Origin of the sequence: Nonomuraea roseola (assembly GCF_039535395.1) — a bacterium.
GTDB lineage: Bacteria > Actinomycetota > Actinomycetes > Streptosporangiales > Streptosporangiaceae > Nonomuraea > Nonomuraea roseola.
Genome location: NZ_BAAAXC010000015.1, coordinates 251,443 through 270,241 on the forward strand (window position 1 = coordinate 251,443; position 18,799 = coordinate 270,241).

General features: G+C 69.5%; 14 protein-coding genes. 4 read left to right on the forward strand and 10 right to left on the reverse strand.

What is annotated here, in order from left to right; all coding sequences use genetic code 11:
• Positions 1–66: 66 nt before the first annotated feature.
• Together ABFX55_RS24155 and ABFX55_RS24160 are read right to left on the reverse strand one after the other, a co-directional pair.
• A complete protein-coding gene (locus ABFX55_RS24155; RefSeq protein ID WP_346124526.1) occupies positions 67–549 on the reverse strand; it encodes a GNAT family N-acetyltransferase in 483 nt (160 codons plus the stop codon).
• Positions 546–1,913, reverse strand: coding sequence for an NsdA family TPR-like regulatory protein (locus tag ABFX55_RS24160; protein WP_487047401.1), 1,368 nt, complete (start codon positions 1,911–1,913; stop codon positions 546–548). Before ABFX55_RS24160 ends, ABFX55_RS24155 begins: the two co-directional genes overlap by 4 nt.
• Before the next feature lie 464 nt (positions 1,914–2,377).
• Here ABFX55_RS24160 and ABFX55_RS24165 point away from each other — a divergent pair, with 464 nt between their 5' ends.
• The 4 genes from ABFX55_RS24165 (at position 2,378) to ABFX55_RS24180 (ending at position 6,101) form a co-directional block, all read left to right on the forward strand.
• Positions 2,378–2,653, forward strand: coding sequence for an ATP-binding cassette domain-containing protein (locus ABFX55_RS24165; RefSeq protein ID WP_346124530.1), 276 nt, complete (start codon positions 2,378–2,380; stop codon positions 2,651–2,653).
• A gap of 505 nt (positions 2,654–3,158) precedes the next feature.
• Positions 3,159–4,064 carry a mechanosensitive ion channel family protein gene (locus ABFX55_RS24170; RefSeq protein WP_346124532.1) on the forward strand — a complete coding sequence of 302 codons (906 nt, stop codon included), beginning with the start codon at positions 3,159–3,161 and terminating at the stop codon, positions 4,062–4,064.
• 130 nt (positions 4,065–4,194) lie between these two features.
• Positions 4,195–4,581, forward strand: a complete 387-nt coding sequence (locus ABFX55_RS24175) for a globin (RefSeq protein ID WP_346124534.1) — start codon at positions 4,195–4,197, stop codon at positions 4,579–4,581.
• Positions 4,582–4,598: 17 nt separating this feature from the next.
• The gene (locus ABFX55_RS24180; protein ID WP_346124536.1) at positions 4,599–6,101 is read left to right on the forward strand and encodes a glycoside hydrolase family 13 protein; all 1,503 of its coding nucleotides are present in this window, start codon (positions 4,599–4,601) and stop codon (positions 6,099–6,101) included.
• A gap of 325 nt (positions 6,102–6,426) precedes the next feature.
• Here ABFX55_RS24180 and ABFX55_RS24185 read toward each other — a convergent pair whose 3' ends face one another.
• The 8 genes from ABFX55_RS24185 to cobA all read right to left on the reverse strand — a co-directional run bounded on the left by ABFX55_RS24185 (position 6,427) and on the right by cobA (position 18,794).
• On the reverse strand, positions 6,427–6,849 hold the full coding sequence (locus ABFX55_RS24185; RefSeq protein ID WP_346124537.1) for an acyl-CoA thioesterase: 423 nt from the start codon (positions 6,847–6,849) through the stop codon (positions 6,427–6,429).
• A gap of 446 nt (positions 6,850–7,295) precedes the next feature.
• Positions 7,296–7,919, reverse strand: coding sequence for a TetR/AcrR family transcriptional regulator (locus ABFX55_RS24190; RefSeq protein WP_346124539.1), 624 nt, complete (start codon positions 7,917–7,919; stop codon positions 7,296–7,298).
• Positions 7,920–8,564: 645 nt separating this feature from the next.
• Positions 8,565–10,229, reverse strand: a complete 1,665-nt coding sequence (gene ettA, locus ABFX55_RS24195; RefSeq protein WP_346124541.1) for an energy-dependent translational throttle protein EttA — start codon at positions 10,227–10,229, stop codon at positions 8,565–8,567.
• A gap of 56 nt (positions 10,230–10,285) precedes the next feature.
• Complete coding sequence (locus ABFX55_RS24200; protein WP_346124543.1) at positions 10,286–11,545, reverse strand: GGDEF domain-containing protein; 1,260 nt, start codon at positions 11,543–11,545, stop codon at positions 10,286–10,288.
• Between the two features lie 551 nt (positions 11,546–12,096).
• Entirely contained in the window at positions 12,097–13,089 is a 993-nt protein-coding gene (locus ABFX55_RS24205; RefSeq protein ID WP_346124544.1) for a single-stranded DNA-binding protein, read from the reverse strand.
• 172 nt (positions 13,090–13,261) lie between these two features.
• On the reverse strand, positions 13,262–14,899 hold the full coding sequence (locus tag ABFX55_RS24210) for a P-loop NTPase family protein (protein ID WP_346124546.1): 1,638 nt from the start codon (positions 14,897–14,899) through the stop codon (positions 13,262–13,264).
• Entirely contained in the window at positions 14,896–17,565 is a 2,670-nt protein-coding gene (locus ABFX55_RS24215) for a GTPase (protein WP_346124548.1), read from the reverse strand. Before ABFX55_RS24215 ends, ABFX55_RS24210 begins: the two co-directional genes overlap by 4 nt.
• Positions 17,562–18,794: a uroporphyrinogen-III C-methyltransferase gene (gene cobA, locus ABFX55_RS24220; protein WP_346124550.1), complete on the reverse strand. Its 1,233-nt coding sequence runs from the start codon at positions 18,792–18,794 to the stop codon at positions 17,562–17,564. The genes ABFX55_RS24215 and cobA overlap by 4 nt, the downstream gene beginning before the upstream one ends.
• Between the last annotated feature and the right edge of the window lie 5 nt (positions 18,795–18,799).

The following is an 18,799-nucleotide window of genomic DNA, read 5'->3' on the forward strand; positions in this document are numbered from 1 at the left end:
CCGGGGAGCCGCGCCCATGGCGTTACGCGGCGGGCGGAAGGCCGACCCGCCCCGCCGTCCGCGCTCTCAGGGAGCGAGGACGGAGGTGAGCGTCTTCTCTCCGTAGATCACGGTGTGGTCGCCCACCTGCTGTCTGGACAGCTCCCTCCACCCCTGCCGCTCGTAGAGCGCCAGGGCGGCGTCCTGGTTGATCGTGGTGTCACCGCGCAGCTTGGTGAAGCCCAGCATGGCCGCGCGCCCCTCCAGCGCCTGCAGCATCCGCGCGCCGAAGCCGCGACGCTGGAAGTCGGGATGGACGCGCAGCCTGCACACCTCCACGGTGTGCACGTCGATCGGGCGCAGCCCGCCCATGGCGGCGAGGCGGCTGTCCGCCTCGCCGACCAGGAACTCCCCGCCACTGCTGACGTAGATCTGGTGAATGCGCGGGAAGTCGTCGTCGTAGTAGACACCGTCGCCCGGCACGATCCCGACCTGCGCCAGACAGATCTGGTGCAGCGCGTAGATCCCGTCGAGATCGGACCAACGGTATCGCCGGATACGCAGGCTCATGCCTTCTTGCTCCCGATTCCCATCAACTCGTAGAACTCCTTGAGGCCGGGGTGGTCCTTCCACCCGCCGTCCTCGACGGCCTTACCGAACTCGATCGCCGGCCGGAGAATGAAGTCGGTGCGGTACTCGGGCTTCAGCAGGCGCGCCGCGTTGTTGGCGACCTCGAGCGCCTCGTCGATGTCGCCCTCGATGACCCTGCACTGGGCCATGTCGAGCCTGATCAGCGTCTGGTCGAGGATGTGGTCGGAGTACTTCTCCAGGGCCTGCTCCAGCACCATGTCGGCCTCGATCGTCTGCCCGAGCTTGGTGAGCACGTCACCCTGGTAGAAGAACAGCTGCCGCTCGGTGTAGCCGAAGGCGACGTCCTCCTGCTCGTTGGCCTTCATGTGGGAGAAGGCGTTGCGCGCCTTCTGCAGCGCCCGCTTGGCCTGGTCGACCACTTCCTTCTTGCCGCTGGTGCCGGCCAGCAGCGCGAGCGCGCGGGCCTCGACGACAGGAGCCATGGCCTGGGCGGCACAGGGTGTCTGGCCCGCCAGGTCGCGACTCTTCTTGGCGAGGTTGAGCGCCTCGCGCGCGTCGCCGTAGTAGAGCGGCACGAGCGACTCACGGGCGGTGACCCACGCGCGCAGCGCGCGGTCGCCCGTCTCGTCGGCCGCGGTGCGCCCGGTGCGGAAGAAGGAGCGGGCGAGCCTGTGGTCGCCGAGGTTGATCATGATCATGCCGCTCAGCCCTGACAGCTGGGCGGCCATCCGGCACAGCCGCTCCTGGAGGTCGGTCGGCTGGCGACGGCTCATCGCCGCGCGCACCGCGCTGAGCTCCAGCAGCACGTCGCACAGCAGCCGCAGCGGCGGCGTGCTGGTGTACTGACGGCCGAAGCTGAGCGTCGCCTCCTCCCACTGGTCGAGCATGGCCGGTGAGACCGTGGCCGTCACCAGCGTCTCGTCCATGCGCCTTCTGATGCCCTCGACGGCGGCGAGCACCTGCGGCTCGAGCTCTCTCAGGGTGCCGTTGGCCTTGTTGTCCAGAAGCATTAACAACGTCCTGCGAAGGACGTTCTCGTCGTCGTCGTTGTTGGGCTCGGAGTGGGGCTCCGCGCCGGACTGATTGATCAGCAGGTGGCGTGAGGCGAGTAGCTCGCCCCTGCTGTCCTGGGAGTCACCCCGCACGAGGCCGGGCATTCGGTGACCGTGGCCACAGATGCAAGGGCCGTCATAACCGAGTGAGACCGGCTCGACGCGATAGACAGTGCACAAATAGTGAAGATATTCAGGACCTGGGCGTTTCAGGCCGCTTTCGTAGGCCGACAACAGCGTCTCACCGATGCCGGGAGCGGGTTTCTCGTCCCTTTCGAACAGCGCTCGCACCTGTTCGATAACGTCGGCCAGCGCAATGCCGTGTGCCAGCCGATGACCCTTGATCTTCGTCGTGCCGAACTGAGGGCTGCATGTCTCGTGGATCTCTTCGGCTATCTGAGCACACGAGCGGCCACTGGCCAGACCCTTTGCCCGGATCCGCCTGGCGATCTCCGTTTCCCTGTGCTGCCTGCCGGACATCCCGGCCCCTCTCTCTGAGCCGCAAGGCACCGTCTACTGACGCAGAGTAGCGGGAGGGATGCACTCTGCCTCATGAAAACTATGAACCATTAGTGACAGGATGAAAATGCACCCTTGAAGCTTACGGATAAGGATCGTCCTCCAGGGGACTGTTTCTTACAACCCGCGAGGGTCAAGGACACTCCCCTGGAGCAGTTGCAGTGCGTTGACGCCTCGCATGGTCATGAGTCACCTTTCTCTCACCAGCAACGATTCGTTCGAGGGAGGGCGAGAGAGTGGGGGACGACTTCGGGCATCTGGAGCGCTTGGTTTCAGAGCTGGACGCTCGCGGACTGCTTGCGAGAGTGGTGCGAACGCATTCTGGCAAGGTCTTCGTCAGGGTGATCAATCCGAACGCGACCAGTTTGGCCGAGAACGTCACCTGCCGATCGGCGTCCGAGGTTCCTGACTGGTGGTACTGCTGGTCGTGGGGCGAGCGGATGCACCAGGCGGACGATCCTGCGGGGGCGGCGACCAAGGTCGCCCGCGTACTCGCCGCGGTAGGAGAATGACGATGGCGGTGATCCGGGTGGGGCGCAGCCACCGCGGCTCACCGCTCCGACCGCGGCCTCGCGGAGCCGACGGGGTGTCCGGTGCGGAGGGCCTCCGTTCACGGTGGTCCTGGACATCCCGTCGGTTCCCGCCACATGACTTGTACGGCACAGCCGCAGGCGCGGCGCGGGCCGTACGGAGAGAAGCGCCCTCCGGTTCCACCCGGAGGACGATCGGGGGGTCCCTCCCGGAAACGGAACGGAACATGCTTCCGGGTGTGTGTTCCTTCCGGGTCTACCGTCACCGGAGCGTCAGGTCCCGCCCTCCGCGGCCCCGGGCCCTGACAACCCCGTCTTCCCCGGCGTGATGTGACGGCGACCGGTTCGGTCGGCAGTATGTTTTGGGTCGTACTGGTCCAAACATTGCCGACCGAACCGCTTCCGGAGGGGGATTCACCTCGTGTTCCTGCTGGCCACGCCGAAACAACCGTCACCCATTCCTGATCTCGAGCAGTTGGCGAACGGGATGGCGAACGGATGCGGCACCGACCCGGTGTGCTCAGCCTTCGTCGGTCTCTTCCAGAAGGCGGCCTGGGCACCGCTCGTCGCCAGCGTGATCACGATCGTGCTCATCGTCGTGATCGCCATCGTGGTGCGCAAGCTGTCGCAACGGGTGATCACTCGTGTCGTCAACAGGGCCGCCAGCGGCACCTCCATCACCGGGCGTCTGCGCAGGACGCAGGCCACCGACGGCATCGACGCCCTCCTGCACGAGCGGCGCAAGCAGCGCGCCGAGACCATGGGCTCGGTCCTGCGGCACATCGCCTCGATCGTCATCATGGGCACCGCGATCCTGACCGTCCTCGACCGTCTGACGATCCCCATCGCCCCCCTGCTGACCAGCGTCGGCATCCTGGGCGTCGCGATCGGCTTCGGCGCGCAGGAACTCGTCAAGGACTTCATCGCCGGCATGTTCATGCTGCTCGAAGACCAGTACGGCGTCGGCGACGTGATCGACACCGGCGCGGCCATCGGCACGGTCGAGGCCGTCACGCTGCGGGTGACCAGGCTGCGTGACGCCGACGGCCGCGTCTGGTACATCCGCAACGGCACCATCACCCGCGTCGGCAACGAGTCCCAGGGCTGGTCGCGCGCCTACATCGACGTGCCCGTGGCCTACGACGCCGACGTGCCCGAGGTCCGCGAGCTGCTCAAGCGGGTGACCGAGGAGCTGTGGAGCGACCTCGACTACCGCGAGAGCGTGATCGTGGAGGAGCCCGCCGTCTACGGCATCGAGCAGATCTCCGACACCTCGGTCATCTTCCGCGTCTCCGCCAAGACGCTTCCCTCCAAGCAGGCCGAGGTGGCCCGCGAGCTCCGCCTGCGCGTCAAGGCCGCTCTCGACGGGGCGGGAATCGCGCTCGCCGCCTGAACGCTTAACGATGGGGGCGGCCAACGACCCTGACGTGACGGCGGGCTGCGAAGTCCGCTGGAGCACGCGTGGGAGACAGACGGTCAGCGGTGACCGCGGTGGCCGTCATTGTGCTTGCCGTAGAGAATGGATGACTGTGACTGAGGGTTCTTTCTACGATGCGGTCGGCGGCGAGGAGACCTTTCGCCGGCTCGTTCACCGCTTCTACGAGGGTGTCGCCGCCGACCCGCTGCTGCGGCCGCTCTACCCCGAGGAAGACCTCACGGGAGCCGAGGACCGGCTGCGCGGCTTCCTCGTCCAGTACTGGGGCGGCCCCAAGACCTACAGCGAGGAGCGCGGCCACCCCAGGCTGCGCATGCGCCACGTCCCCTTCGTCATCGGCGAGGCCGAGCGTGACGCGTGGCTCAGGCACATGCACGACGCGGTCGAGGACCTCCAACTGCCCGAAGAGCTGGAGAAGCGGCTCTGGGACTATCTGGTGATGGCCGCGCACAGCTTGGTGAATGCACCGGCGTAACGGGCAATATTCGCACCATGGATATCCCCTGGTGGCGTGACGCCGTCGTTTACGAGATCTACGTCCGCAGCTTCGCCGACGCTTCGGGAGACGGCGTCGGCGACCTGGTGGGGGTCAGGGAGCGCCTGCCGTACCTGGCCCAGCTGGGTGTGGACGCGATCTGGCTGACCCCCTTCTACCCGTCCCCCATGGCCGACGGCGGCTACGACGTGGCCGACTACCGCGGCGTCGACCCGCTGTTCGGCACGCTCGCCGACTTCGAGGCGCTGGTGGCCGACGCGCACACGCACGGCATGAAGGTGCTGGTCGACATCGTGCCCAACCACAGCTCCTCCGGGCATCCCTGGTTCCAGGAGGCGCTGGCCGGCCGGGGCCGCGACCGCTACGTCTTCCGCGACGAGCCCAACAACTGGCAGTCCACCTTCAGCGGGCCCGCCTGGACCCAGGTCGACGACGGGCAGTGGTACCTCCACCTGTTCGCGCCCGAACAGCCCGACTTCAACTGGCGCAACCCCGAGGTGCACGAGGAGTTCCTCGACGTGCTGCGGTTCTGGCTCGATCGCGGGGTCGACGGCTTCCGCATCGACGTGGCGATGGGCCTGTACAAGGCGGAGGGCCTGCCGGACGTCGGCGACCAGTCCTTCATGTCGGTCTCGCCGATCTGGGGCCAGCCCGAGGTGCACGAGGTCTACAGGCAGTGGCGCAAGCTGCTGGAGTCGTATCCCGGCGAGCGCATGGCCGTCGGCGAGGTCTGGACCGACAGCGCGGCCGACCTGGCGCTGTACGTCAGGCCCGACGAGCTGCACCAGAGCTTCAACTTCGCCTGGCTGCAGGCGCCGTGGTCGCCGACGGCGTTCAAGAAGGTCATCGACGACACGCTGGGCACCGTCCCGTTCGCGACCTGGGTGCTGTCCAACCACGACGTCGTACGGCACCGCACCCGCTACGACACCGCCGACCCCGGCACCGGTCTCGCCCGAGCCAAGGCCGCCCTCCTGGTCATGCTGGCGCTGCCCGGATCGGCCTATCTCTACCAGGGGGAGGAACTGGGCCTTCCCGAGGTGAAGGACATTCCACCCGAGGCCCGGCAGGACCCCATCTTCTTCCAGTCGAAGGGGACTCTTCCCGGGCGTGACGGCTGCCGCGTGCCGCTGCCCTGGTCCGGCGACGCGGCGCCGTTCGGCTTCTCACCCCAGGGCGTGGACCCGTGGCTGCCCCAGCCGGGGACGTTCGCCGCGCTGACCGCCGAGGCGCAGAGCGGCGACAGCGACTCGACCCTCGAGTTCTACCGCAGGGCGCTCGCCTGCCGCCGTGACCTGGTGCGATCGATCCCTTACCACTTGGAGTGGATGGATTCCCCCGAGGGTGCGCTTTTCTTCACCCGTGGCTCGCTGACCTGCGTCATCAACTGCGGCCCCGAGCCCGTACCGCTGCCGCCGTACGACCATCTGATCATGTCGAGCGGACCGATCACCGGCGACTCCCTGCCGCCCGACACCGCCGCCTGGTTGCAGGCGTAGAAGGCGGCCCCCCGCTCGGCGTCATGAGGCTCCTGATCATGACGCGCGCTGCCGCCCTGTCACTCATGGGAGCGTCCTTCCGGTCCCTGCGCGTGCACGGCCCCGACGCTGTGCACGCGGAGCGGACCGAGCTACACCGACTCGACGCGGAGCTCCATCGGGCTCGCGCCCGCATCCGGGGGGCATCGTCACTCCACTCCGCCCGTGCCCCTCACGAGCTCCCCCACCCGAGGTTCAGTAGGTTTCAGTGGTTCCCCGGCACCCCCCGGCTTCCGGGTCTGGTGCCTCCGTCGGCCTCTGCGGTTTCCCGCTCCAGGCCGGGAGGTCAGGCGAAGCGGCGGAGGTAGGTCAGTTCGTTCTGTGACAGGCGGCGGGGGGCGGCGTTCTCCACGTCGTAGGCGACGATCACCGACCGCGCCCTGACGAACACCTCCTCGTCGTCACGGATCTCGTAGTCGAGCGTGAACCGTACCGGCCTGATCTCGGTCACCCACGTCTCGACCAGCACGGGGTCGGCCCGGAAGGAGAGCGGACGCAGGTAGTCGATCTCGTGCCTGGCCACCACCAGACCCTTGAACGTCTCCTCGCCCTCCTTGTGGAGGTCGACGTGCAGCATCCCGAACCGCGCGTCCTCGAGGTAGTCGAGAAAGCGGACGTTGTTCACGTGCCCCTGGGAGTCGATGTCGGCGAACCGGACCGTGCGGGGGAAGACGTGCTTGCTGGCGCGTGCGAGGGATCGTTCAACCACGCCCACACCGTATCCATCCCCGCCCCACCACCCGACACCAGCACCCCGCTAACCCTCGCAGCTCGTTGAAGGGACCAGCGCTACGGGACAGGTCCGCGAAGACACCAGCGCCACTGGACGGGTTCGGGGAAGGACAGCGCTCCGTCACCGGTATGCGGGACATGGCACGGCACGGAGCGGGATCGAGCGGTTTATCACCCAGCCCCCGGACACGGTCCGAGCTCCGACAACGCGAGGCTCATGCGGCCCAAGCTCACGGCGAACCGGCAAAGCCGCGCAATACTCCAGACCCACAGGTCTCCCAAGGCTCGGATGGACTCCTCGACTCACGGGACCCCAGAATCCCACGACCAGACCCGCGAGGGCTCCTCAGATCAGGACTTCCCAGACGCATGGGACCTTAGAACCGCCGCGCCCCAGGCCCGCAAGGACTCCCGGCTCCAGGGTCATGCGGCGGGGTCGGGGTGGCGGGAGACCGGGTCCAGGCGTCTGATCAGGACCACGGCCGCCTCGATCACCTCGCAGGCGGCCTCCTCGGTGTCGCTGGTGGCCACCTCTCGTGCCGCCTCGCCGATCACCGTGGTCAGCACCGCGACCGTCAACCTGTCGATCGGCTCGGCCCCCGCCCCCAGCAGCGCCGCGTTCTGCCGGAGCCACTGCCTCCCCCTCGTACGGCGCAGCAGCTCGAACCCCGGTGGCCCGTCGCCGTCCATGAACAGCCTGACCAGGTCGCGCCTCTCCCACGCCCCCGTGAGGTAGGCGCGCGATCCGGTGATGAGCAGTTCGACCGGGTCGTCCACGCCGTCCTGCCTGGCCTTGGCGACGCTCGAGGCCGACGCCTGCTCCTGGGCGAGCTGATGGTCCTCCCACAGCGCCATGAACAGCTCGGCCTTGCCGCCGAAGTGGTGGTAGAGGCTGCCGACGCTCGACCCCGCGCGGGTGACGACGTCGGAGACGTTCGCCTCGGCGAAGCCGTGCTCGCCGAACACCTCACGAGCCGCCTGCAGCATGCTCTTGCGCGTCTGAGCCGTGCGGCTCCACTCCCACGCACCGGAGGACTTGCGTGCCATGCCCACCATGCTAGGGACGATCTGTCCTGGGGTCTTGGTCGCGGTGGAACACTTTCCACCGCGTAACGGCGACCGGCCCGCGCGCCCGAGGAGCGTCTCCCTGGACAGAGGGCTGCCGGAGGCTCCGGGTGGGGCTTGAGGGCTGGCCGTACGGGGAGGTGGGCGTGCAGACCCGCACCAAGGCCAGCCGCCCCGCAAGCCCACGGAGACGCGCTGTCCCATCCCGGAAGCCCCCAGCTCAAGGCAGAACCCATCGGGACGTAGCCCCGCACTGAACGCCTAGCGCAAGGCGCCCCCACAGAAACCCCCGCGGACGCGCAGGCCCCACTGAGAGCCCAGCTAGGCACGCCCGCAAACCCGCCGGGACGTACGCCCACGCTGAACGCCCAACGCAAGGCACGCCCGCAGAGCCCACCGGGACGTAGGCCCGCGCTGGAAGCCCACTCCAGGCACGCCCCCAGGGGCCGGAGACGTGCGGAAAGGGCGAGGCGATGACAGACCCGAAAAAGGGGCCGTGCCGAAGGGGCGCGGACGAGCCAGATCAGCGCTCAGGCCCGCACCGAGGGACTACCTCGAAGCGGGCCCGGAGAGAAGACCAAATGGGCGTCGGCCCGGGAAGGGGTGGCCTCCCCGGGGCGGCGGTTGTCAGTCGCGGCGGAGCTGGCGGTAGGTGACGCGGTGCGGGCGCGCCGCGTCGGCGCCGAGTCGCTCGACCTTGTTCTTCTCGTAGTCGGCGAAGTTGCCCTCGAACCAGAACCAGTTGGAGCCCTCTTCCCACGCCAGGATGTGCGTGGCGATGCGGTCGAGGAACCACCGGTCGTGGGAGGTGATCACGGCGCAACCCGGGAAGTCGAGCAGCGCGTTCTCCAGGCTGGACAGGGTCTCGGTGTCGAGGTCGTTGGTCGGCTCGTCGAGCAGGAGGACGTTGCCGCCCTGCTTGAGAGTGAGCGCCAGGTTGAGCCTGTTGCGCTCGCCGCCCGACAGGACACCGGCCTTCTTCTGCTGGTCGGGGCCCTTGAAGCCGAATGCGGCGATGTAGGCGCGGGACGGCATCTCGACGTTGCCGACCTTGATGTGGTCGAGCCCGTCGGAGACGACCTCCCAGACGTTCTTGTTCGGCTCGATGCCGCCGCGGCTCTGATCGGCGTAGGAGATCTTGACGGTGTCGCCGACGATGATCGAGCCGGTGTCGGCCGACTCGCTGCCGGTGATCATCCGGAACAGCGTGGTCTTGCCGACGCCGTTGGGGCCGATGACGCCGACGATGCCGTTGCGGGGCAGGTCGAAGGTCAGGTTCTCCATGAGGAGGCGGTCGCCGAAGCCCTTGGTGAGCTCCTCGGCCCTGATCACCGTGGTGCCCAGACGCGGGCCCGGCGGGATCTGGATCTCCTCGAAGTCAAGCTTGCGGTGCTTGTCGGCCTCGGCCGCCATCTCCTCGTAGCGCTGGAGACGGGCCTTGCTCTTGGTCTGGCGGGCCTTGGGGTTCGAGCGGACCCACTCGAGTTCGTCTTCGAGGCGCTTCTTGCGCTTGACGTCCTTCTGGCCCTCGACCTTGAGACGCTGCGCCTTGGCCTCCAGGTAGGTGGAGTAGTTGCCCTCGTAGGCGTAGCAGCGGCCGCGGTCGAGCTCGAGGATCCAGCCCGCGACGTTGTCGAGGAAGTAGCGGTCGTGGGTGACGGCCAGGACGGTGCCCGCGTACTTCTCCAGATGCGACTCGAGCCACTGGACGCTCTCCGCGTCGAGGTGGTTGGTCGGCTCGTCGAGCAGCAGCAGGTCGGGCGCCTCGAGCAGCAGCTTGCACAGCGCCACACGGCGGCGCTCACCACCGGACAGCGTGGTGACGTCGGCGTCGGGCGGCGGGCAGCGCAGGGCGTCCATCGCCTGCTCGAGCTGGGAGTCGAGGTCCCATGCGTTGCGGTGCTCGAGCTGGTCCTGCAGCTTGCCCATCTCCTCCAGCAGTTCGTCGCTGTAGTCGGTGGCCATCTGCTCGGCGATCTCGTTGTAGCGGTTGAGCATCGCCATCGTCTCGGCGACGCCTTCCTGCACGTTGCCGAGGACCGTCTTGGACTCGTTGAGCGGGGGCTCCTGCTGGAGCATGCCGACGGTGAACCCCGGCATGAGCTTGGCCTCGCCGTTTGACGGCTGCTCCAGGCCGGCCATCATCCGGAGCAGCGTCGACTTACCGGTGCCGTTCGGGCCCAGGACACCGATCTTGGCTCCGGGCAGGAACGACAGGGTGACGTCATCAAGGACAACCTTGTCGCCGTGCGCCTTGCGCACGCGCTGCAGCGTGTAGATGTACTCCGGCATGGTCTCTAGCTTAGGGGCTGCTGACGTGAGGCTGGACCGGGAAGCGGTGAGCGTGCTCAGGCGGTGGCGTCGTCGACTGTCTCCGGAGAGGAGGAAGGCACCGCCTGCACCGCCGGAATACAGATGCGATCGCGCCCGAGCTCCTTCGCCCTGTAGAGCGCGAGGTCGGCCGCGGCCAGCAGTTCGATGAGATCGTCGCCGTGGATGCTCATGATCGCCACACCCGCAGAGATGGTCACGGTGATCAGGGCGTCGTCGACGGGCACCGCCATGCGGCCGACGCGGCTGCGCAGACGTTCGGCGACCCTGCGGGCCTCGGAGACGTCGGCGCGGGGCAGGAGGACGACGAACTCCTCGCCGCCGAACCTGCCGACCACGTCGTAGTCGCGCAACTGGCTGCGCAGCGTCGCGGCCACCCCGACCAGAACCTGGTCGCCGACCAGGTGACCGTGGGCGTCGTTGACCCGTTTGAAATGGTCGATGTCGATGATCAGCAGCGCCAGCGTCTCGCCGGTGCGCCTGGCTCTGACGATCTCGGTGTCGGCCTCGCGCTGCCAGGCGGCGGCGTTCAGCAGGCCGGTCTTGGGATCGGTGCGGGCCGCCGCCTGCAACTGGGCGTGGAGCAGGCTGCGTTGCAGCAACACGACCGGAGGCAGCGCGAGAACGAGCAGCGCCAGGTTGAGCCCGCACACGATGGCCACGACCACGCCGAGGCACAGCTCGACGATGTCGAGGATCGCGCTCTCCCTGTCCCACAGGACGTCGCGCCAGTGGGTGTCGGGGTCGGCGGTGTGCGCGGCGACCGCGATCAGCGCGGTGTTGAGCACGGCGAACAGCGCCGCACACCCCACCGCCAGCATGATCGGGGTTCCCTCGCCTCTCGACAGCACGGAGACGTCGGGCACCAGGGTGTGGAAGACCACCGAGGCCGTCGCCCCCGCTAGCCCGATGGCCGCCGAGCTGAAGACCCTCCGGTAGACCACCGTGGCCCTGACCCGCACCTGGAGCAGTGCCTGCAACAGAATCGGCGCCAGCAGGGCGTAGATCGGCGGAAGCAGCAGCGCGACCGGCAGCCACCAGGCCGACAACAGGTCGCGTGAGACGCCCGCGGGCATGCCGAGGCGTCGCGTCGCCTCGATGCAGGCCGCGCCACACGCCATCAGGGCGGCGAACATCAGCGCATCGGGCCAGCGATAGGGGGCCGACGTCGCGAAGAACCCGATCGCCACGAGATCGAGCGCGACGATCCCGATGAGGTAGACGACGAGGGGCCGGCGTTGCGCGAGCAACGGCCACCGGCTGGCAAGTGTGGACACACTGTCACGAGGTCTGATCGAGGTGTGACTGGTCGCCGCCATCTCGTCTCCTCCCTGACTAACGATGTGTAACACAATAGTTGCAGAGTGTGCGTTGCGCGACGGGAACCGCTACCTTGGCACCATGGCCACCCACGTCTGGTGGCCTGGAAATGGAATACCGCTCACTCCGCGAGCGAGCCGTGCGGGAAAGGAGCAGCCATGGTGCGGGGCGTCACCTGGACCTGACAGGTGCTCTAGCCATCTGACACGGAAAACCATCGGCCGGCCCCTCCGGGCAGCCGGGCTCGGTGCCCGCGATCTCACCGCATGCGGCCGATGCCCCCTCCACCAGATTTCCGTGGTGCCGCACACCTTCCCCCTGAACAACCTCGCCGTGACCTGCCTCTGAACAACCTCGCCGTGACCTGCCCCTGAAACCTCGCCGTGACGTGCCCCTGAACAACCGCGCCGTGCCGTGTCGCAGCCGAGAGGCTTCCATTGACGCGCCGCAGCGTCAGGCCCGCGCCGGAAGCGTCCGATCAGCGCGGACCTGACACCGGGTCATCCTGTCAGGCGGCCTTCACGCGACGAGAGCGGCCGACCGTGCGAGACGCGTCATCGCCGGTCAGAACACGCACCCGGCCGGCACCACCGGGCTGCCCGCCGTCTCGACCAGCGCCGTCTCGACCAGCGCCGTCTCGACCAGCGCCGCTGACCTCCGAGCCGTCGTCCTGGCCGCCCTCACCGGCAGGCTCGGTCACGTCGCCGCCCGAGGATCTGGCCGCATCGACACCCGAGGAACCGGCCGCCTCGGAGGCGTCTCCCGAGGAAGCTCCCGTGGCCGCGTCCACGCGAGCTGCCGGGAAACCGCCCATGGCAGCTTCCGGGAAACCGTCCACCCTGTCTCCAGGGGAACCCTCCACGAGAGCATCAGCCGGGTCTCCGGGCGAGTCCGCGACGGAGCGGCCGGCGAATGCCGGGACGACGGCCGCCGTAACACCCTGGCCTGCGGACGGCGACCCGGCAGAGCGAGCGGCTGAGGCCCATTCCGGCGAGGCGGCCTCCTCCACGAGTGTCGCGTCGGACGGCGTGTGCCTGCCCGTGAACGGGTGGACGTTGCCTGAGCCCGACATCGCCCAGTCTTGGGTCGACTCGTCGAGGCTCTCGCGGGTCTCCCTGCTCAGGGTGCCGATGCCACCCGACCGTTCGGGCTTGGAGAAGGCGCCCACCCCCCAGCGCAGGTCGTGGCCGATCGAGCTGGCCTCCACCTCCGGCATGAAGCGGCGGTCGCCGTCGGGGCCGAACTCCCTGATGCGCAGCTTCCCGCAGACGACCACGGGGTGGCCGACCTGGAAGGACTGGGCCACGTTGTCGCCCAGCGTGCGCCAGCAGCGGACCGCGAAGAAGACGGTCTCGCCGTCGGACCACTCCTGGGTCTTCTTGTCGAAGAAGCGATGCCTGGTGGCCACCCTCAGCGAGGTGACCCGCGACCCGTCGGTGAAGGTGTGCTGGCGGGGCGGGGCTGCGACGTTGCCGGTGAGCGTGATGTAGATGTCGTTCATCGTGCCTCCCATGTGGCGGGCCGGGCGCCCGCTGCATGGGGAAACGTTGTCGTGCAGGGGCGTGGGGAGACTGAACCGAACCGCATTCTGTGGACGACGCCCCGAGACGCCACGACCCTGTGGACCGACCGTGGCGCGGGCCCAGCCCGACAGGACCGACCGAGGCGCGCGCTCAGCCCGACAGGGCCTTCATGGCCGTGTAGAACTCGTGATGGCGGGTCAGCTCCCGCTCCACCGGCTCCACCACCATGCTCTCCGCCACCGCGCCCACGCGCCTGCGCATCTCCCGCTCCAGCCTGTCGCGCTCCGACGCCGCCCCGAGCGCCACGAAGTTGCGTGAGGCGACCGCCGACAGCGCTCCCAGCCCGAGCAGGGAGGCGGTCATCAGGCCCACCCACGGCAGCGTCGCCGCGTCGCCGAACAGCGCCAGCGAGTCGGGAACCCTGCCCGCCCCGAAGACGCCGAAGACGAGCGCGAACCCGATCCAGGCCAGGCCCGCGACGAAGGCCAGCACCAGCAGGTACTGCCAGCCCTTGAGCAGGCGCCACCACAGCGGCACCCTGTCGAGCTGCGGCGCGACCTCGGACAGCTCGTCCGACAGCGCCTGCGGCAGCTGCCCCGCCCTCGAACGGGCCGCGTGGTGCACCGACGAGCGCCACACCTCGTTCATCCCGACTGTGAGGCCGTCACTCAGCGCCTGGACGGCGTTGTCGACCTCGGACGACTGCGCGGTGACCGCGCCGTCGGCCAGCGACCTGATCTCCTCGCGCAGGTCTCCGAGGCGCAGGCTCTTGAGCGGGTCGCCGCTCATGGCCGAGGCCATGCGGGCGAACGGCCAGGAGATCCAGGAGGCGGAGCGGGAGGCGTAGACGCTCTCCATGGCCTCGCCGACGGCGGGCACGCCGACCGCGTCGCACAGGGCGTCGGTCAGTCCGACCCTGCGCGCGGCGTCGACGGAGGAGGGCGCGGCCAGCGCGGCGCCGACGGGCATGGCCTGTTCGAGCCGGCGTTCGACACGGTCGACGTCGGCGTCCAGGCGCTGGATGGCTGCCCTGCGCTTGGAGACGGCGTCGGCGATCACGCCCTTGAGGCTGTCGATGCCGCGTCCGGTGACGGCCGAGGTCGGCACCACGGACGGCTGCGACACGCCCTCGCGGCGCAGCAGGTCGTTGAGGTCGATGACGAGCTCGGCGACCTCCTCGGTCGACAGCTTGTCCGACTGGTTGAGCGCGAAGACGGTGACCGCGTCGTGCCCTGCCAGCTCGGCGACGTAACGGCGGTGCGTGGAGGCGTCGGCGTACTTCTGCGGGTCGAGCACCCACACCACCATGTCGGCCAGGCCGATGAGGCGGTCGGCCTCGGGGTCGGTCAGCGCCCTGATGGAGTCGTGGTCGGGCAGGTCGAGCAGGACCAGGCCGTGGAGCTGGCTCTCGCCCTTGTCCAGCGCGCTGGCCCTGGCGAAGCGGTGGCGCCACTGGATCTGCAGCCAGTCGAGCAGCGGCCCCGCGCCCTCCAGCCCCCAGACGCAGGCGTGGGTGCGGGCGGTGGTCGGGCGGCGTACGCCCGTGGGGGACAGTTCCAGGCCGGAGATGGCGTTGAACAGCGACGACTTGCCGCTGCCCGTGCCGCCCGCCAGCGCGACGACGGTGTGGTCGGACGACAGCTTGAGCCGCTCGCCCGCACGGGTCAGCAGCTGGGAAGCGTCATCGAGCAGTTTGGCTTCCAGCCGTCCCTGGCCGAGCTCCACGACCTTGGAGAGCGCGGCGAGCCTGGCCCCGAGGCCGGGCTTGGTGACGGAGTAGATGCTCATCGAGCGACCTCGAGGTTGTACGTGGCCTGGTAGAGGCGGGTCGCGGCGGCTTCGTCGGGAATGCCCGCCGCGTCGAGCGCCCTGACGTAGCGCATGGCCTCCTCGTCGAACAGCATGACGATCCTCGCGCGCAGGTCGCTGAGGGCCTTGGCGCTGATGCTGCGCAGCGCCTCCGCGCCCAGCAGCCCCTTCAGCAGCTTCTGTGGCAGCTCGTCGGCGCTGAACAGGCCCACCATGAACAGCAGCGACAGCGACTCGGTGTCGAGCGACACCACCTTCGACAGCGAGCGCTTGGTCACCCCGTCGGTGCTCAGCAGCTCGATGACGTACTCCTGCCACGCGGCGACGGCCCTGCCCGTACGGCGGGCCAGGTCGTCGGAGGGCCTGTCGAGCCCCGCGGCCAGCTCCGAACGTCGCCGCCATCTGGCGGCGACCTCGTCGGCGGCCTGGTGCGCGGCCGAGGTGATCAGCGACTCCAGCGCGGTGCGCAGCGCTGCGCGGAAGGCGGTGATCCGCTCGGGCGGCACCGGCCTGCGCTTCTTGCGCAGCTGGAAGCTGCGGGTGAGGTCACCCGAGCCCGCGAAGTCCTGCCACCTGGCGCGCACCTCGCCGCGCAGCAGCGTCCCCCCGCGCACGGCGCTCTCGATGTGCGTCAGCGCGCCCGAGTAGGCGGCGTCGACGTCGGTGCGCAGCTCTCCGCGGAAGGCCACCTGGCCCTCCAGGTACCTGGCCAGCGCGGGCACGCGGGTGCGGAAGCTGTTCAGCACGCCGTTCAGGGTCTCCTGTACGGCCTGCGCGCGCCGCTCCTCGTCCACCGACAGCTCGGCCAGCCACATCCGCAGCTCGGTCATCTCGCCGTCGGGCAGCCTGCCGTCGGCGACGGCCGACTCCTCGATGACGAAGCGCTCGACCTCGCCGAGGCCGTACTCCGTGAGCATCCTGACGAAGTGCTTGACCACGACGTCCCTGGTCTTGGGCTGCACGCGCGACAGGACGATGGCGACCCTGGCGGCGCGCTCCTTGGCCAGCCTGAGCAGGTTCCATGCGGGGGCGTCGGCGTAGCGGCTGGCCGTGGTGACGAAGACCCACAGGTCGGCGGCGTCGAGCATGCGGCGCGCGATCTCGTGGTGCTCCTCGACGACGGAGTCGATGTCGGGGGTGTCGAGCAGCGCCACGCCCTGCGGAAGCCGTTCGGTGGTGACGAGGACCAGGCTGTCGGGCGCGGCCTCCCTGCTCTGCCGTTCGATCCGCTCGAGCCCGCCGAGCAGGTCGCTTCCGGCGAACCAGCCCCTGTCGTCGGGGTGGCAGGCCAGGACGGGGATGCCCGTGGTGGGACGGCGCACGCCCGTGCGGCTGACGTTCTTCTCGGCCAGGGTGTTGACCAGCGTGGACTTGCCCGCGCCCGTGGAGCCCGCGATGACGATCAGCGCGGGGGCGGCGCTCACGCGCACCCTCGGCAGCACGTAGTCGCGCAGCTGCGTGAGGATCTCCTCCTGCGCCTGCCTGGCCTCTTCCGATCCTGGCAGGTCGAGCCCGAACCTCAGGTCGGCCACGGCCTCCTTGAGAGCGTCGAGGGCGGCGGTGAGCGCCTGCGCGGCCGCGTCGGGCAGGTCCACCTCAACGAGCTGCTCGGGTACGGCGGGCTCGCCGGTCACGGCATCGCCGGCCTCGACCCCGCCACCCGCGCCCTCGAGCCCACGGCCGATCTCTAGGTCGTCGGCCTCCGGGTCGTCGGCCGTCACACCCTCGAGCCCGGCATCGGCCTCCGAACCGTCGGCCGTCGCGCCGTGGGGTGCCGAGCCGTGGGGCGCCGAGCCGTGGGGCGCCGAGCCGTGGGGCGCCGAGCCATCGGCTGCCGTGCCGCGAGTCGTCGCTCTCTCGATCGCCGAAACGTCGGGATCCGCGCTATTGGTTCCCGTGCTGTCGGGTTCCGCGCTGTCGGTCCCCGCGCTACCGGCTCCCGTGCCGTCGGCCTCCGCGCTGTCGGCCTCCGCGCTCTCGGTTCCCGTGCTGTCGGGTTCTACGCCGCCGGGCTCGGCGTCGTGGGAGAGATCCTCGAGGGCGTCACCCTCTGCGTCGTCGGTGTCGGCGTCGATCACCTCGAAGTCCACGACCGCCTCGGGATCGTCCGCCTCATCACCGCGGACGCCGGAGGTCGCCCAGGGAACGTCGGTGGCCGGCTCCTCGCGGGCGGGTGGCGCAGGCGAAGGGGCGGCGTCGGCGGGAGGGCGGAGCCCTGAGCTGCGGAACGGGGTGAAGTTGTCGACAGGTGGCTCCGCCGCCCGGTAAGGCGTGAAGCTGTCGCGAGCGGGCGCCGGTCCGCCGAAAGGCCTGAAGGTGTCGTCGGAACGACCGAAGGGAGCGAAGTCGTCAGAGGGCTCGGCCGAGGTGGGCTCGAGGGTCTCGAAGGCGGGCTCGGGGTCGAGGGTGTCGGAATCGTCGAGGTCGTCCTCGGTGTCCCCCGCCCGTGGACGGTCGTGCGAGGCGGGGCGGGCGAACGCGAAGAAGTCACCCGCCGGCTCGGCGTCAGGATCGCTGGAAGGGTCTGCCCTCCGGACCGCCTCGGGCTCGTCGGCGACGCGATCGGGATCGTCGTCGTCCCTGATCGCACGGAAGTTGAGGGTCTGTTCCCCCACCGACTCGGGGGCGTCACCAGCCGATCTCACGGCACGCGCTCCGCTCGAACCATCTCGACCTCCTGGCCCACCCGCACGACGTCGCCGACGATGACGATCGCCGGCGGCCGTATTCCGGCGGCGACCACTCGGTCGGCCACGGTGGACAGCGAGGCCGTGACGGCCCGCTGGGTCGGAAGAGTACCGTCCTGTACCACCATTACGGGAGTTTCCGGGGAACGTCCGTCGCGGATGAGCGTTTCAGCTATCGCGCCGATGCGTTCGACGGCCATCATGAGCACCAGCGTGCCTGCGGAACGGGCCAGTCCTGGCCAGTCCACGGTCGACTGCGGATGGTCCGGCGCGACGTGCACCGAGATCACGTGGAACTCCTGGCTGACACCGCGATGCGTCACGGGAACCCCCGCCGAGGCGGGGACGGCGACGGCGCTGGTGATGCCGGGGACCACGGTGACGGGGATGCCCGCACGGGCGCAGGCGAGCATCTCCTCGCCGCCCCTGCCGAAGACGTAGGGGTCGCCGCCCTTCAGCCTGACGACGAACTTGCCCTGGCGGGCGTGCGAGATCAGCAGCTCGTTGATCTTCTCCTGGGACAGCGACCTGCCGTACGGCACCTTGGCCGCGTCGACCAGTTCGACGTCGGGGGCAAGCTCGTCCAGCAGGGCGCGGGGGGCGAGTCTGTCGGCCACGACCACGTCGGCCTGGGCGAGCAGCTGGCGTCCGCGCACGGTGATCAGCCCGGGGTCGCCAGGGCCGCCGCCGACCAGCGCGACGCCGACCGGCTTGGTGCGGTTGCGGCGCGCGTCGACGGTGCCGTCGCGCAGCGCGCTGACCACGGCGTCCCTGATGCCCGCCGCCCTGCGCGGGTCGCCGCCCGCGGTGACGGCGATGCCGATCTCGTCGACCTTGCCGCTGGCGGGTGTCCAGGCGGCTGAGGCGTCCTTGTCGTCGGCGCGCACGCACCAGATCCGCTTGGCCTCGGCCTCGGCGGCGATGGCGGTGTTGACGGCCTTGTCGCTGGTGCAGGCCTGCACGAGCCAGGCGCCGTCACAGTCGTCCACCTGGTACGGCCTGGCCTCCCAGGTGACGCGTCCCGCGGCGATGAGGTCGTCGAGGGCGGGGGTGACGCTCGTCGACACGATGGTGATCTCGGCGCCCGCGTCCAGCAGTGCGGGAACGCGTCGCTGGGCGACCCGTCCGCCGCCCACGACGAGCACCCGGCGGCCCGAGAGGCGCAGGCCGAGAAGGTAGGGGCTCATGACGG

What these genes read in the sequence shown, in the direction of transcription:
- ABFX55_RS24155 (WP_346124526.1), bottom strand. Translation starts at nt 549, where the DNA reads ATGAGCCTGCGTATCCGGCGATACCGTTGGTCCGATCTCGACGGGATC.
- ABFX55_RS24170 (WP_346124532.1), top strand. Translation starts at nt 3,159, where the DNA reads ATGGCGAACGGATGCGGCACCGACCCGGTGTGCTCAGCCTTCGTCGGT.
- ABFX55_RS24175 (WP_346124534.1), top strand. Translation starts at nt 4,195, where the DNA reads ATGACTGTGACTGAGGGTTCTTTCTACGATGCGGTCGGCGGCGAGGAG.
- ABFX55_RS24180 (WP_346124536.1), top strand. Translation starts at nt 4,599, where the DNA reads ATGGATATCCCCTGGTGGCGTGACGCCGTCGTTTACGAGATCTACGTC.
- ABFX55_RS24190 (WP_346124539.1), bottom strand. Translation starts at nt 7,919, where the DNA reads ATGGCACGCAAGTCCTCCGGTGCGTGGGAGTGGAGCCGCACGGCTCAG.
- ettA (WP_346124541.1), bottom strand. Translation starts at nt 10,229, where the DNA reads ATGCCGGAGTACATCTACACGCTGCAGCGCGTGCGCAAGGCGCACGGC.
- ABFX55_RS24205 (WP_346124544.1), bottom strand. Translation starts at nt 13,089, where the DNA reads ATGAACGACATCTACATCACGCTCACCGGCAACGTCGCAGCCCCGCCC.
- ABFX55_RS24210 (WP_346124546.1), bottom strand. Translation starts at nt 14,899, where the DNA reads ATGAGCATCTACTCCGTCACCAAGCCCGGCCTCGGGGCCAGGCTCGCC.
- cobA (WP_346124550.1), bottom strand. Translation starts at nt 18,794, where the DNA reads ATGAGCCCCTACCTTCTCGGCCTGCGCCTCTCGGGCCGCCGGGTGCTC.